Origin of the sequence: Flavobacterium sp. PL02, from assembly GCF_035013205.1 — a bacterium.
GTDB lineage: Bacteria > Bacteroidota > Bacteroidia > Flavobacteriales > Flavobacteriaceae > Flavobacterium.
On sequence record NZ_JAYGJP010000006.1, the window covers coordinates 42,405 to 59,855 of the forward strand.

At 34.6% G+C, this 17,451-nt stretch carries 8 protein-coding genes; 3 read left to right on the plus strand and 5 right to left on the minus strand.

The genetic code is table 11. The annotated features are described in order from the left end of the window. Nucleotides 1-33: 33 nt before the first annotated feature. The 5 genes from SHI72_RS16545 to SHI72_RS16565 form a co-directional block, all read right to left on the minus strand. Nucleotides 34-594 carry a Crp/Fnr family transcriptional regulator gene (locus SHI72_RS16545; protein WP_039119304.1) on the minus strand — a complete coding sequence of 187 codons (561 nt, stop codon included), beginning with the start codon at nt 592-594 and terminating at the stop codon, nt 34-36. A 45-nt stretch (nt 595-639) separates the two neighbouring features. After that, on the minus strand, nt 640-1,236 hold the full coding sequence (locus SHI72_RS16550; protein WP_086896184.1) for a TMEM175 family protein: 597 nt from the start codon (nt 1,234-1,236) through the stop codon (nt 640-642). Nucleotides 1,237-1,456: 220 nt separating this feature from the next. After that, nucleotides 1,457-2,347, minus strand: a complete 891-nt coding sequence (locus SHI72_RS16555; protein WP_039116347.1) for a Ppx/GppA phosphatase family protein — start codon at nt 2,345-2,347, stop codon at nt 1,457-1,459. Between the two features lie 58 nt (nt 2,348-2,405). After that, nucleotides 2,406-4,484: a polyphosphate kinase 1 gene (gene ppk1, locus SHI72_RS16560; protein ID WP_117615868.1), complete on the minus strand. Its 2,079-nt coding sequence runs from the start codon at nt 4,482-4,484 to the stop codon at nt 2,406-2,408. Continuing rightward, nucleotides 4,481-4,966, minus strand: coding sequence for a SixA phosphatase family protein (locus tag SHI72_RS16565; RefSeq protein ID WP_039116346.1), 486 nt, complete (start codon nt 4,964-4,966; stop codon nt 4,481-4,483). Before SHI72_RS16565 ends, ppk1 begins: the two co-directional genes overlap by 4 nt. 801 nt (nt 4,967-5,767) lie before the next feature. On the opposite strand from SHI72_RS16565, the gene SHI72_RS16570 reads away from it, so the two are divergent. The 3 genes from SHI72_RS16570 to SHI72_RS16580 all read left to right on the plus strand — a co-directional run bounded on the left by SHI72_RS16570 (nt 5,768) and on the right by SHI72_RS16580 (nt 17,262). Further along, nucleotides 5,768-14,155 (plus strand): choice-of-anchor L domain-containing protein, encoded by an 8,388-nt coding sequence (locus SHI72_RS16570; protein ID WP_323490734.1) that lies wholly within the window; start codon nt 5,768-5,770, stop codon nt 14,153-14,155. 156 nt (nt 14,156-14,311) lie between these two features. Continuing rightward, complete coding sequence (locus SHI72_RS16575) at nt 14,312-15,229, plus strand: type IX secretion system membrane protein PorP/SprF (RefSeq protein ID WP_039120353.1); 918 nt, start codon at nt 14,312-14,314, stop codon at nt 15,227-15,229. Between the two features lie 98 nt (nt 15,230-15,327). Next, nucleotides 15,328-17,262: an OmpA family protein gene (locus SHI72_RS16580; RefSeq protein ID WP_323490735.1), complete on the plus strand. Its 1,935-nt coding sequence runs from the start codon at nt 15,328-15,330 to the stop codon at nt 17,260-17,262. Nucleotides 17,263-17,451: the final 189 nt, after the last annotated feature.

Genomic DNA, 17,451 nt, shown 5'->3' on the forward strand with positions numbered 1-17,451 from the left:
GACGTAATACCTCTCAGTAACTAGACAAATGTCCTATAAAATAGCTTTTCTAATTCGGCTTAAATGCCTTGGTGTAACCCCTAAAAACGAAGCTAAATATTGTAACGGAATTAGCTGAATATAGTTAGGATGATTTTTAAAAAGTGTTTCGTATCGCTCTTTTCCTGTTAGTTTTTGAAAAGATAAAATGCGTTGTTCTAAGTTTATATATTGCATTTCAGCTATTATTCGCCCTACTTTTTGCCAATATATACTATTCTCATAAAGGTGTTCAATACTGGCATGACTTATCACTTCTAGTTCAGTATCAAATAATGCCTGAATATTCTCTTCGGTTGGTTTTTGGGTAATAAAACTAGCAAAAGCAGACATAAATTCATTCTCGAATGTAATGCAGTTTGTGATTTCTTCTCCTTCGTTATTGATATAAAAAGAGCGCAAAGCACCTGATTTTATCAGAACTATCTCTTTGGATATTTGACTTTCCTGAATTAAAAAATCTCCTTTTTTTAATTTCCTCTTGGTAATTAAACCATCTAATTTGTCTAATTCATCCGAAGGTAAAATCTGAAGAGATTGAAATATTGATTTCATTATGTTTTATTATGGGTAAAGTAAAGCGGAAAGAATTGTGAGGTTTTATGAATCGATTGCTTTTTCGGCTGAGATAAAAATATTTTCGATTCTTTTATCTGGAATCAACCATAATAATGCTACTATAAAATAACAAGCTCCAGAAATCCATTCGTTATAAAAAGAACTAATGATTCCTATAGCATACAAAACCATAGAAGCTTTTCCTTTTAAATCTTTACCTAATGTTTTGGCTAAAGCCGAATTTTTACCTTCGCTCGAAACAATAATCTTTTGCAAAATAACATAAGCAATTGCAGACAATAGCAATGTAAAACCATACAAAGTCATTGCAGGTTTGGCAAAATTATGCTCTCCCATCCAGCCTGTAGAAACAGGAACTAATGAAAGCCAAAAAAGTAAATGCAAATTTGCCCAAAGAATTTTAGCATTGACCTTGGTGAGTCCGTGTAGCAAATAATGATGATTATTCCAGTAAATACCGATATAGATAAAACTTAAAATATAACTGATAAATTTAGAAAAAAGAGGCATTAAATCCTTAAAACTTTCTCCGTGGGGAACTTTAATTTCAAGAACCATTATGGTAATTATAATTGCCAAAACACCATCACTAAAAGCCTCTAATCTCGTTTTATTCATATAGTATTAAATAGTACAACTCGTAGTTGTAGTTAATAAAAAAAAATCACCACATAGAAACATAGGACTTATACCTAAAAAAGAACTCAAACAGAAATACATTTCTTTCACATAGATAGCTATGTTTATTTTAAATAAATGGAATGCCTTTTTAAAGAATGCAAATTCTATGTTTCTATGTGTTAAAATTAATTTCGTTCAACGGGTTAATTTTTACTAGTTATATCTTACCGTAATACATTGCTTTTACAATACCATCAGAAAGACCTATTTTTGGAACATAAATTTGTCTTGCTCCACTCCATTTCATTGCATTAAGATAAATTCTTGTTGCAGGAATGATAACATCGGCACGATCGGGGTTGAGTCCTAATTCGGCTATTCTTTGGTCGTAACTTAGAGAATTTAAGAAAGCATATTGTGAATTCACATAAATATATGACAATGGCTTTTCTTGTTGTTTCCCCGACATTTTAAACAACTTATTGATATTTCCTCCAGAACCTATAAGAGTTACTTCTTCGTATTCTTCTGTATTTGTTTTGATCCATTTTTCTATTTCATCCCAAACTACATCGCATACCATTCCGTTTAATAAACGTACTGTTCCTGCTTTAAATGATCTTGAAGTTACCATTTTCCCGTTAGAGAATAATGTAAACTCTGTACTTCCTCCTCCAACATCTACAAAAAGATACGTCTGATCTGTTTTTAATAAATGATGTAAATCTGTAGAAGCAATAATGGCAGCTTCTTTTTTTCCATCTATTATTTCAATTTTTATATCAGCTTTTTTCTTGATAATTGCCACCACTTCTTTTCCATTATAGGCTTCTCTCATTGCCGATGTAGCAAATGCCATATAACGTTCTACTTTATGTACTTTCATTAAAAGATTGAATGCTTTCATTGCATCGCACATTCTTTCAATATTTTCTTCAGATATTTCTCCAACTGTAAAGGCATCTTGTCCTAAACGAATTGGCACACGCACAAGGGAACTTTTATTAAATTGAGGTTCCTTTCCCTCTTGTTCTACCACATTGACAATCAACAATCGCATGGCATTTGATCCAATATCGATTGCTCCATATTTTTTTATTTTAATCATTCTCGCTTATGATTTGAAATTAAGTATCTTGATATATTAAGGTTGTGTTTATTAAGTTTTACACAACTTCTTCTATAGCATTTACTTTGTTTTGGTAATATTTGTATGTTTCTAATTGTGCTCTAAATATGGCGTGGTGATTTCTCGCTTTGTATTTATTATCCAGTTTATAAGAATGAAAACGCACTTTTACATTCCCTTTCCAAGCAATATTAAAGTTATCTATTAACTCATTTTTTATTGCCTGATCATAAATTGGACAAGTTACCTCAACTCTTCCATCTAGATTTCTGGTCATAAAATCGGCTGAAGAAATATACACTTCTGTCAATCCTGCATTTCCAAAAATATAAACTCGAGAATGTTCTAAGTAATTATCGACTATGCTTATCGCTTCGATATTCTCACTCATTCCCGGAATTCCCGGAATCAAAGAACAAATCCCTCTTACTTGTAATTGTATTTTTACTCCTGCATTACTCGCTTCGTATAGCTTATCTATCATTTTAAAATCTGATAAACTATTCATTTTAAGCTTTATATAGGTTTTACGTCCAGCCAAAGCATGTAGAATCTCTCTATCGATTAATTTTACAAATTTAGACCTTGTATAATGTGGCGATACTATTAAATGCTTGTAACGGTGTACTCTGTAATTGATATCAAAGAATTCAAATATCTTAGATATGTCTTTTAGAATTTGCTGATGACTTGTAAATAATGTTACATCGGTATAAATTTTAGCCGTTGATTCATTGAAATTTCCAGTCGAAATAAATCCATATCTTTTGGTTTTACCTTCATCAACTCTTTCGATTACACATATTTTACTGTGTACCTTTAATCCTTTTATTCCAAAAATAAGCTCTATTCCTTCTGTTTGCATTTGCTCTGCATAAGAAATATTCGAAGCTTCATCAAATCGAGCTTGCAACTCTATTTGTACGATAACTTTTTTCCCGTTTTTGGCTGCATTAATTAATGAACTAATGATTTGGGAATTCTTTGCCAGACGATATAATGTTATCTTAATTGATGTAACTTTTGGATCTAAAGCTGCCTCACGTAAAAACTTTGTTACGTACGAAAATGATTGATACGGCGCATTTAGCAAATAATCTTTTTTACCAATTTTCTGCAAAATACTTCCTTCCATGCTCAATCCCGGAATTGGCAATGGTACATTTGTTTTGTATAGCAAATCGTATCTTCCTAGATTAGGAAAATTCATGTAATCACGTCGGTTATGATATCTTCCTCCAGGAATAATACTATCTGTAGAGATGATTTTCATTTTTTCCAGAAAAAACTGCAGCGTATCTGGTTCTATCAATTGGTCATAAATAAAACGAACTGGTTCTCCTATTCGTCTATCTTTAACCGATGTTGCAATTTTTTCGAGCATACTTTTACTCAAATCACTATCGATATCTAATTGGGCATCACGAGTAATTTTTATCATGTGCGCCGAAACACTTTTATAATCAAAAATGGTAAAAATGCTACTTAGATTGTGTCGGATAACATCATCTATCAAGATAATATAATGTTTATCGTCATGCGAAGGTAAAACTACAAATCGATTGATGGTTTTAGGTATTTCGATTACTGCATATCGCACTTCTGCAGTATGATTCATCTCTAAGCGCACTGCTAAATATCCCAATGTATCTTTTAAAACGGGAAATTCGGCTAAATCATTTAATATAATTGTAACAAGTTCTGGACTTAATTTTTCAATAAAAAAATTCTTTAAGAACTCTTCCTGATCTTTTGTAATTTCATTTTCGGTAATTATAAAGATATTCTCCGTTTCTAGTTCGGTCTCTATATTACTTAATATCCTCAAACTCTCGGATTGTTGCTGGATCACAATCTCGGTAATATCTTTTACCAATTGTTGAGCTGATATTCCTCCTAAATATTTTTCGCCAGAAATCCCTGAAAGACTTAATCTTCGGATGGCTGCATAACGAACTCTAAAAAATTCATCTAAATTATTCGAAAAAATTCCTAAAAAACGTAATCTGTCTAAAAGTGGTACTGTAATATCGGCTGCTTCCTGTAATACTCTTGCATTAAATGCCAACCAACTTTTTTCGCGGTCTATATATTTTTGTTCGTACACTGTATTCATTTTAAATCTTTGGGGAAAATAGTTTTGAGAGTTCTGCCTTTATCTAATTTGTCCCAACTTTCTGTATCAAACTGTAATGATACAAAACCTGATGTGGGAACATTGTCGATAAAAACATCCCCAAATTTATTAACAAAATTTGTAATAGCCTCGTTATGTCCGAAAAGAATAACACTTTCGAAAGCATTATTACATGATTTGATAACCTTTTCCAAATGTTTCTCATCAAATGTATAAAGTTCATCCTTATAAATGATACTTTCTATAGGGTATGAAATATTTTGTGCAAAAATAAGTGCTGTTTCTACAGCTCTAGCAGCTGTACTGCTCCATATCAAATAGGTCTTAGGTAGAAACTTTGAAATACTAGCTGAAACGTCATGAGCATCATGAATTCCTTTTTTTACTAAAGGTCTGTCAAAATCTTTTAGAGGAGCTTCCCAACTTGATTTTGCATGTCTGATCAATATTAAATTTTTCATATTACGGATACTATTTGTTTATATGGAATTTAAGCTTTTGGTTTTTTACTGTATTTGCCCCCTCTTTTAATCGCTACAAATTCAAAAAAAGAAGAATCTTTTATGATTAAATCGCAAAAACAGCTTTGAAAATTTAGCTACAATTTACAAAAGAATTCTATAAGGTCATCTCTTTTGTTCAATTTTTATATTTCTAATTTATTGTGGTGAATTATTTATGACAAAAAATAATCTTAAAAAATTCTTAAAAAAAGATCATAGAAATTTTAGCATCCCATTTGGTCAATTACAAAATTCATAAAGAATTAACTTTTAAAAAACATCTCTCCCTTTTTTACAAGAAAAACATGTACTTAATCTATGATAAATGTATTTCATCGATGTTTCAAATAAAAATTTAAAACACATAAATAACTGATAATCAATTATTTATAAAATAATAAAATTTTATTTCGCATCAAGATTTTGACAAAAATTGCTTCTAAAAAAAATAAAAATCGCAAAATTTAAACGTCTTTTTTGCCTCTTTTTAGGTCAAAAATGTCTTTTCAACGAGTATTTGAGTCATTTACAGGAAAAAAAAATCAATTAAAAATAGACTATATAACTTTGATTATGTTAAAAAATTAAAAATTTCACAAAACATAAAGTTAAATATATGAAGGCAAGAAAAAGGAAAACCCAAACACAAAAAATCTATTTAAAGGATCTTAATTCCTAAACGCACCAAAATTATATTTAAATAAAATTACACGTAGGATATCACTTTAGAGAAACTATTAATTTTTGAAATTAAAGATTATGAAAAAAATTACTTTATTAACTATTTTAGGATTATTCTTTTTTTCTTCCGGTTTATTCGCTCAAGAAAAAAATATTCCGATTAGAATTGGGAATACGCCTTACCAAAATAAATTCACTGCCAAAAAAAGTGCTCTTTTAAGTGCAGATGCTGTAAAAGTAAATGCAGATGCCGTACAAGCATTAGCGGTAGCAGGATCTATTGATGTTGCTAATCCAGCTGCTGGAAACAATGGATATAATCCTGATCAGTTAGTAAGAAACATATTAACTTCCGGCTGTTTGATTGTGAGCAACGTTAGATTTGGTTATTACCAAAGAAGTGGAAATAACTGGAACTGGAATGATCATGTTTGGTCTGGGACTGCTGGTGATAGACAATTAGGATATTACAGTAAAGGAACTTCGACTTTCCCAATTGATGAAGGTCTTTTAATTGCAACTGGAAAGATAAATTCTGCAATGGGGCCTAATACCTACACAAACAAATCAGATGCGATGGTTAATAATGCAAGTGATCCAGACTTAACAAACATTTCTGGTGAAACAATGCATGATGCAGCTATCCTTGAATTTAATTTTGTTCCTGATGGAAATCTTGTTGAATTTCAGTTTGTATTTGCTTCAGAAGAGTATCTTGAATATGTTAATACTGACTTTAATGATGCTTTCGGTTTTTTCTTAAGTGGCCCTGGAATCACAGGTCCATATACTAATAATGCAGTAAATCTTGCGCAATTACCAAATAATGATGCGGTAACCATAAACAACATTCACTCTGCAGGAACTAATGTAAACAATGTTTCTTTTCCTGCTAAAAATGCATCGTATTATGTAAATAATGCACCGGGTGCTACGATTATGGAATACGATGGATCAACTACTGTTCTTACTGCTACTTATGCAGTTACTCCTGGACAAACCTATAAAATAAAAATGGCTATTGCCGATGCATCTGATCAACTTTATGATGCAGGTGTATTTTTAAAAGCAAAAAGTTTTGCAACAAATACTTTAGTAATTACAAATCCTGCTCCAGTATGCTTCCCTAATACGGTAAACCTTACTGCACCTGCTGTTACGGCGGGTAGTACTGCTGGGTTAACATACACATATTGGCTAGATGCTGCGGCTACCATTCCTTACAATACTCCTACTGCGGCAACTGCTGGGACTTATTACATTAAAGGAAAAAACCTTACCTCAGGTTGTTCTGATACAAAACCTGTTGTTGTAACAGTAAGTAACGTTGTAGTAACTGAAGCTGTTGCATCGCATGTAAATGTAAAATGTTTTGGAGCTTCTACCGGAGCAATCACTCTTAATAATGCTACTGGTGGTGTTGCGCCTTATACATATTCATGGAAGAAAAATGGAAGCGCTTATGCAACTACTCAAAATTTAACTGGCTTAACTGTTGGTTCTTATGAAGTTACTGCAACAGATGCAAATGGTTGTAAAGCAGTTCTAACTATTGCAATTACGCAACCTGCAGCTGCCTTAGCTGTTACTTTAACATCTAAAACCAATGTATTATGTAATAATGATGCAACTGGTGCAATAGATATAGCTGTAACTGGCGGTACTGGTGCTTATACTTATAGTTGGACAAAAGATGGAAATCCGTTTGCTTCGACAACACAAGATTTAACGAACATTCTTTCTGGTGCTTACATTGTAACTGTGACTGATGCTAATGGATGTCAACAACAACTTTCTGTAACCATCAATAGTGGGGATTCTACTAAACCAATAGTTAATCCGCTACCTCTTCCTTCGACTATTAACTGTCCTCAAACTCCTGTATTTGCAACTGCAACTGCCACTGATGATAGTGGTACGGTAAGTTCTCTTACTTTTGCAGACGTAAATACTCCTGGATCATGTCCTGGAACTTATTCTATAACTAGAACATGGACTGCAAAAGATGCTTGTAATAACACATCTCTTCCTGTAAGCCAAACTATTAATGTTGTAGATACAACTCCACCAACTTGGACAACAGCTCCAACTGCGCTTAATGTAACTTTACAATGTAGTGATACTGCAGGATTAACAGCTGTGCAAGCGAATGCTCCTGTGGCAACTGATGCTTGTTCTGCTGTAACGTATACTAAAGTAAGTGGTGCTTTTGTTGCTGGAACTTGTGTAAACTCTGGAACATATACTAATACTTGGAAAGCGACTGATGCTTGTACTAATGAGTCTACTGTATTTACTCAAACAATTACAATTCAAGATACAACTCCACCAACTTGGACAACGGCTCCAACTGCGCTTAATGTAACTTTACAATGTAGCGATACTGCAGGATTAACTGCTGCTCAAGCGAATGCTCCTGTGGCAACTGATAATTGTGGCGGAACGGTAACGTATACTAAAGTAAGTGGTGCTTTTGTTGCTGGAACTTGTGCAAACTCTGGAACATATACTAATACTTGGAAAGCTACCGATGTTTGTACTAATGTATCAACTGTATTTACTCAAACAATTACAATTCAAGATACAACGGTTCCGACTTGGACAACGGCTCCAACTGCGCTTAATGTAACTTTACAATGTAGCGATACTGCAGGATTAACTGCAGCGCAAGCGAATGCTCCTGTAGCAACCGATAATTGTGGTGGAACGGTAACGTATACTAAAATCTCTGGTGCTTTTGTAGCTGGAACTTGTGCAAACTCTGGAACATATACCAATACTTGGAAAGCTACCGATGTTTGTAATAATGTATCAGCTGTATTTACTCAAACAATTACAATTCAAGATACAACAGTTCCTACTTGGACAACGGCTCCTACTGCACTTAATGTAACTTTACAATGTAGCGATACCGCAGGATTAACTGCTGCACAAGCTAATGCTCCTGTGGCAACTGATAATTGTGGCGGAACAGTAACGTATACCAAAGTAAGTGGTGCTTTTGTAGCTGGAACTTGTGCAAACTCTGGAACTTATACCAATACTTGGAAAGCAACTGATGTTTGTAATAATGTATCTACTGTATTTACTCAAACAATTACAATACAAGACACAACAGTTCCTACTTGGACAACGGCTCCAACTGCGCTTAATGTAACTTTACAATGTAGCGATACTGCAGGATTAACTGCTGCGCAAGCGAATGCTCCTGTGGCAACTGATAATTGTGGCGGAACGGTAACGTATACTAAAGTAAGTGGTGCTTTTGTTGCCGGAACTTGTGCAAACTCTGGAACATATACTAATACTTGGAAAGCTACCGATGTTTGTACTAATGTATCAACTGTATTTACTCAAACAATTACAATTCAAGATACAACGGTTCCGACTTGGACAACGGCTCCAACTGCACTTAATGTAACTTTACAATGTAGCGATACTGCAGGATTAACTACTGCACAAAATCAAAGCCCTGTGGCAACTGATAATTGTGGCGGAACGGTAACGTATACTAAAGTAAGTGGTGCTTTTGTTGCTGGAACTTGTGCAAACTCTGGAACTTATACTAATACTTGGAAAGCAACTGATGTTTGTAATAATGTGTCAACTGTATTTACTCAAACAATTACAATACAAGATACAACTGTTCCTACTTGGACAACGGCTCCAACTGCGCTTAATGTAACTTTACAATGTAGCGATACTGCAGGATTAACTGCTGCGCAAGCGAATGCTCCTGTGGCAACTGATAATTGTGGCGGAACGGTAACGTATACTAAAGTAAGTGGTGCTTTTGTTGCCGGAACTTGTGCAAACTCTGGAACATATACTAATACTTGGAAAGCTACCGATGTTTGTACTAATGTATCAACTGTATTTACTCAAACAATTACAATTCTAGATACAACGGTTCCGACTTGGACAACGGCTCCAACTGCACTTAATGTAACTTTACAATGTAGCGATACTGCAGGATTAACTACTGCACAAAATCAAAGCCCTGTGGCAACTGATAATTGTGGCGGAACGGTAACGTATACTAAAGTAAGTGGTGCTTTTGTTGCTGGAACTTGTGCAAACTCTGGAACTTATACTAATACTTGGAAAGCAACTGATGTTTGTAATAATGTGTCAACTGTATTTACTCAAACAATTACAATACAAGATACAACTGTTCCTACTTGGACAACGGCTCCAACGGCTCTTAATGTAACTTTACAATGTAGCGATACCGCAGGATTAACTGCCGCACAAGCTAATGCTCCTGTGGCAACTGATAATTGTGGCGGAACAGTAACGTATACCAAAGTAAGTGGTGCTTTTGTTGCTGGAACTTGTGCAAACTCTGGAACATATACCAATACTTGGAAAGCTACCGATGTTTGTAACAATGTATCAACTGTATTTACTCAAACAATTACAATACAAGATACTACAGTTCCGACCTGGACAACGGCTCCTACTGCACTTAATGTAACTTTACAGTGTAGCGATACCGCAGGATTAACTGCAGCTCAAGCGAATGCTCCTGTTGCAACCGATAATTGTGGTGGAACGGTAACGTATACTAAAATCTCAGGTGCTTTTGTTGCTGGAACTTGTGCAAACTCTGGAACTTATACTAATGCTTGGAAAGCAACTGATGTTTGTAATAATGTGTCAACTGTATTTACTCAAACAATTACAATACAAGATACAACGGTTCCTACTTGGACAACGGCTCCTACTGCACTTAATGTAACTTTACAGTGTAGCGATACCGCAGGATTAACTGCAGCTCAAGCGAATGCTCCTGTTGCAACCGATAATTGTGGTGGAACGGTAACGTATACTAAAATCTCAGGTGCTTTTGTAGCTGGAACTTGTGCAAACTCTGGAACATATACCAATACTTGGAAAGCAACTGATGTTTGTAACAATGTTTCTACTGTATTTACTCAAACAATTACAATACAAGATACAACGGTTCCTACTTGGACAACAGCTCCTACTGCACTTAATGTAACTTTACAATGTAGTGACACTTCAGGATTAACTGCTGCGCAAGCGAATGCTCCTGTGGCGACAGATAATTGTGGTGGAACGGTAACGTATACTAAAATTTCTGGTGCTTTTGTAGCTGGAACTTGTGCAAATTCTGGAACTTATACTAATACTTGGAAAGCTACCGATGTCTGTAATAATGTATCAACTGTATTTACTCAAACAATTACAATTCAAGATACAACGGCTCCTACATGGACAACTGCTCCTGCATCTCTTGATGTAACACTACAATGTAGTGATACTGCAGGGTTAAATGCAGCTCAAGCGAATGCTCCTGTAGCAACTGATAATTGCGGCGGAACGGTAACTTATACTAAAGTAAGTGGTCAATTTCAAGGAGGTAATTGCGGAAGCACAGGAACTTACACCAATACTTGGACAGCAAAAGATGTTTGTAATAATACCTCAACTGTATTTACTCAAGTAATTACTGTTCAGGATACTGCTATCCCAACTTGGATTACTCAAGCAGGAACATTAGATGTTACATTGCAATGTAGTGATGCTGCAGGATTAACAACTGCGCAAAATCAAGCACCAACTGCTACTGCAAATTGTTCGATAGTTACTTATACAAAAACTAGCGGTCTGTTTGTAGCTTCTACTTCATGTGCTAATGCCGGAACGTATACTAACACTTGGGTTGCCAAAGATGATTGTGGTAATATTACTGATGCTTTCACGCAAGTGATAACTATCGAAGATACTACTAAACCAACTTGGACTACTCAAACTGGAAGCTTAGATATAACTATCCAATGTAGTGATGCTGCTGGATTAACTACTGCGCAAGCGAATGCTCCTGTTGCAACTGATAATTGTGATAGCGATGTGACTAATATCGTTAAAGTTAGTGGACAATTCGTTGCTTCTACTTCATGTGCTAGTGCCGGAACATATACTAATACTTGGACAGTTAAAGATGAATGTGGTAATACTTCGGACACTTTCACGCAAGTGATAACTATCGAAGATACTAGTAAACCAACTTGGACTACTCAGGCTGGAAGCTTAGATATAACTATCCAATGTAGTGATGCTGCTGGATTAACTTCCGCTCAAGCGAATGCTCCTACTGCAACTGATAATTGTGATAGCGATGTAACTAATATCGTTAAAGTTAGCGGACAATTCGTTGCTTCTACTTCATGTGCAAATGCCGGAACATATACTAACACTTGGACGGTTAAAGATGAATGTGGTAATACTTCAGACTCTTTCACGCAAGTGATAACTATCGAAGATACTAGTAAACCAACTTGGACTACTCAAGCTGGAAGCTTAGATATAACTATCCAATGTAGTGATGCTGCTGGATTAACTTCCGCTCAAGCGAATGCTCCTACTGCAACCGATAATTGTGATAGCGATATAACTAATATCGTTAAAACTAGCGGACAGTTTATTGCTTCTGAGTCTTGTGGTAACTCTGGAACGTATACTAACACTTGGACGGTTAAAGATGAATGTGGTAATACTTCCGATACTTTCACGCAAGTGATAACTATTGAAGATACTACGAAACCAACTTGGACTACTCAAGCTGGAAGCTTAGATATAACTATCCAATGTAGTGATGCTGCTGGATTAACTTCCGCTCAAGCGAATGCTCCTACTGCAACTGATAATTGTGATAGCGATGTAACTAATATCGTTAAAACTAGCGGTCAATTTGTAGCTTCTGAGTCTTGTGGTAACTCTGGAACATATACTAATACCTGGACGGTTAAAGATGAATGTGGTAATACTTCGGACACTTTCACGCAAGTGATAACTATCGAAGATACTACGAAACCTACTTGGACAACTCAGGCTGGAAGCTTAGATATAACTATTCAATGTAGTGATGCTGCTGGATTAACTTCCGCTCAAGCGAATGCTCCTGTTGCTACCGATAATTGTGATAGTGATGTGACTAATATCGTTAAAACTAGCGGACAGTTTATAGCTTCTACCTCATGTGCTAGTGCCGGAACATATACTAATACTTGGACAGTTAAAGATGAATGTGGTAATACTTCGGACACTTTCACGCAAGTGATAACTATCGAAGATACTACTAAACCAACTTGGACTACTTTAGTTGGAAGTCTTAATATAACTATTCAATGTAGTGATACCGCAGCATTAACTTCTGCGCAAGCAAATGCTCCTGTGGCAACTGATAATTGTGATAGCGATGTGACTATCGAAAAAACTAGCGGACAATTTGTAGCTTCTGAGTCTTGTGCAAATGCAGGAACTTATACAAACAGTTGGGTAGCAAAAGATAATTGTAGTAATATCACCGATACTTTCACGCAAGTGATAACTATCGAAGATACTACGAAACCAACATTTAATGGTGAGCTTCCTACTGATATCACGGTATCATGTGATAAAGTTCCTCAAGCAGCAAACATGACTGCATCTGACAACTGTAATGCTGATGTACCAGTAGTTTATACTGAAACAAAAAGTGGTATAGAAAACGAATGTAGTACAAATTATATACTAACTCGTAAATGGACAACAAGTGATTGTTCTGGTAATACAACCACATTTACACAAGTAATTACAGTTAAGGATACTACGCCACCAACAGGAACTGTTCCTGCTGATATTACAAACTTGCAAAGTATAGCCGACATTCCTGTAGCGAATCCTAATGCAATAACAGATGCTACTGATAACTGTAGTCAAACTGTAAATGTAACGGTAAGCGACTCTAATAACGGTGGAACTGGTTGTGGAGGTAGTCCATACATCTTGACCAGAACATATACTTTAACTGATTGTGCAGGTAATAAAACTCTATTGGTACAAACCATTACAGTTAAAAATGAAGTTTCGCCAACAGCAGTTATTAATAGTGAAGCTTGTAATGCAGATTCATCTACAGTTAACCTATTTAATTTATTACCAAGAAGTACAACAGCAGTTGGTACTTGGATAGATACTAATAATACTAATGCTATAAATGGTAACATTGTTACTTCTTTTGGACTTCCTGTTGGTAACTACTCTTTTGAGTATCAAATACAAGATGAGGCTTGTCCTAGAAGTTTATTTGTAAACCTTTCTATCAATGATGATTGTAAAGTATTAGCCTGTGGAACAATACTGGTACATAATGCATTCTCTCCTAATGGGGACAACATGAATGCCCGATTTGTTATCGACAATATAGATGATACAATCTGTTATCCTGACAATACTGTCGAAATATATAACCGTTGGGGAGTACTAGTATTTGAAACTAGAAATTATAATAACACAACAAATGCTTTTGATGGATTTTCTAGAGGAAGAACAACCATAAAACAATCAGATGGACTTCCAACAGGAACTTACTTTTACATTCTAAATTACACTTCTATAGATGGAAACGGTGCAATTCAGACGAATAAAAAAGATGGATTCTTATATCTAACTAAATAACAAACAAGAAACACAACTCACTGATAATATAACAGCTATGTTATCAGTGAAGTGTTTTACTAAAAAAGAACTTTTTTTTGAGATACGAATGTATTACTACTTTTTTATCATTAACAAGAAGAACCCAATGCAATAATAAAATAATAAATATCTACTATGAGAACAAAATTATTTTCTTTCGTTTTGATGTTTACAGCTATAGTAAGTTACGCTCAACAAGATGCTCAATTTACACAATACATGTACAACACCATAAATATCAACCCAGCTTACGCAGGGTCACGAGGAGCTCTAAGTATTTTTGGTTTATACCGTACTCAATGGGTCGGACTTGATGGTGCGCCCGAAACTAGTAGTTTCTCGGTAAATACCCCAATTAATAACAGTAATCTAGGATTAGGAGTATCATTGGTTAATGACAAGATTGGACCTACTAACGAAAATAATTTCTCAGTAGATCTCTCCTATACTATACCTACTTCACCCAACTATAAACTATCTTTTGGTATTAAAGCCACAGGTAATTTATTCAATTTAGATGTCAATAAATTAAACCCAGCTGATCAAGGCGATCCACAATTTCAGAATTTAGATAATGTCTTTAAACCAAATATCGGAGCCGGAGTTTATCTTCATTCAGATAAAGCATACATAGGTTTATCAGTGCCAAACTTCATCGAAACCAATCGTTATAATGATAATGATATTGCAATTTATAAGGATAAAATAAATTATTATTTAATGGCAGGATATGTATTTGATTTGGATTACTACCAAGACATTAGGTTTAAACCTGCTGTCCTTGCCAAAATGGTAGAAGGTGCACCACTACAAGTAGATGTTTCGGCTAATTTTATGTTCATCAACAAATTTGTAGTTGGAGTAGCTTACAGATGGAGCGCTTCATTAAGTGCAATGGTTGGTTTTCAGGTTAGCGATGGATTATATATAGGATATGGCTACGACCGTGAAACCACAAACTTAAACAATTACAATTCTGGTTCACACGAAATATTCTTGCGCTATGAATTTATCAAAAACAATGGTAAAATGACAACCCCACGTTTCTTCTAAAATTATTTATTATGAAATCGGTAATGATTCAAAAACAGCCAATAACAAAGAAGAATAACGATACCATGTTCCTTTAAAAAACAAATAAATAGATCAACATGAAAAATTTTACAATCCTTTACATAACAATAGTAAGTGTTTTTTCCTTAAACAGTTATTCACAACAGAGCAAGATTGCTTCTGGAGATAAAAAATACGACAACTATGCCTATATAGATGCCATTAAGACTTATGAACGTGTAGCCGAAAAAGGATACAAATCAGAAGATATGTTTAAGAAACTAGGTAACTCCTATTACTTTAACTCTGAATTTGATAAGGCTGCAAAATGGTATGGTGAGTTATTTGCCATGAATACCGAGGTAGAACCTGAGTATTATTATCGATATGCGCAATCATTAAAATCTACTGGAGATAATACCAAAGCCAACCAAATGCTTGATTTATTTAATCAGAAATCAAAAAAGGATACTCGTGGTAAACTCTATGAAAGCGACAAAAATTATCTTGACCAAATTAAAGCCAACTCTGGACGCTATAATATTGAGGATGCAGGAATAAATAGTAAGTACTCTGATTACGGAACTACTTTTTATCAAAACAAAATAGTATTTACTTCGGCAAGAGATACTGGTGGTTTAGGACAACGTAAACACAAATGGACTGGTGAGCATTTCACTAATCTATATCAGTCAGATATAGATCAAGATTTTAATCCAAATGCACCGAAAAAATTCAAGTCTAAAATAAATTCTAAATTTCATGAGTCTACCCCTGTTTTTACAAAAGATGGAAAAACTGTTTATTTTACAAGAAACAATTACATTGATGGAAAAAAGGGAAAAGATGAAAACAAAATAACCTTAATAAAAATATACAAAGCCACACTAGAAAATGACAAATGGACTAACATAATGGAAGTCCCTTTTAACAGCAATAATTATAGTACGGCACATCCAGCACTTAGCCCTGACGAAAAAACATTATACTTTGCATCGGATATGCCGGGAACATTTGGACAATCGGATATCTATAAAGTAAGCATTAATAATAACGGAGGATTTAGCTCTCCTGTAAATTTAGGCCCTGGAATAAATACAGAAGGAAAAGAAACATTCCCATTTATAACAGACGAGAATGAAATTTATTTTGCTTCGGATGGTCATCCCGGACTTGGAGGACTAGATGTTTTTGTTGGAAAACTAGATGATAGTGGCGTGAGCAATATCCAAAACCTGGGTTCTGATATTAATTCTCCTAAAGATGATTTTGCTTATTTAATCGATACTAAATCACGAAGAGGCTTTTTTACATCTAACAAAGATGGCGGACAAGGATCTGATGATATCTATAAATTTCTTGAAACAAGAAAACTTGCATGTGTTCAGGAATTATACGGTACTATTACCGATTTAGCAACTGGAGCTGTGTTACCAAATACAAAACTGACTTTATATTCTAGCGCCTTTAAGGTAATTGCAACAGGCTATTCTGATCAAAACGGAAATTATACTTTCCCTGTAGAATGTGGATTAGTTTATAATGTAAGAGCCGAAAAAGAAAAATATACAACCAAGGAACAAAGTGTTATTATCCTTAAAGAAAACGGAAGAACAAACTTACCTATAGCGCTGGAAAAATCTGATTGTGTTGTAACAATTGGTGATGATTTAGGAAAATGTTTTGGTATCAAAATGATTTATTTCGATTTGGATAAATCTAATATTCGCAGAGAAGCAGCCTTAGATTTAGAAAAAATTCTAGATGTAATGAACCAATATCCAAAAATGAAATTAGATATTCGTTCTCATACCGATAGTAGAGCTTCCCATAAATACAATGAAGCATTATCTGACAGAAGAGCAAAATCGACTATAAAATGGTTGATTCAAAACGGTGTTGCTCCAAACAGATTAACTGGAAAAGGTTATGGAGAAACCCAACTTGTAAATGGTTGTTCTGATGGAGTAAAATGTACCGAAGCAGAGCATCAAATGAACAGACGAAGCGAGTTTATAATTTTAGCTTTATAACAATAAACAAAACCAGATTACAATCATAAAAATCAATTCCTAGTTTTATAATTAATTCCTAAACCAGTGAGATTAACCTCACTGGTTTTTTATTTGTAGATAATATTGGTCTTTCTACAAACTTTTGAACCCGATGCGATTTTAACGCAAAGTACACAAAGTAAAAAAACGCAAAGGATCGCAAAGCTA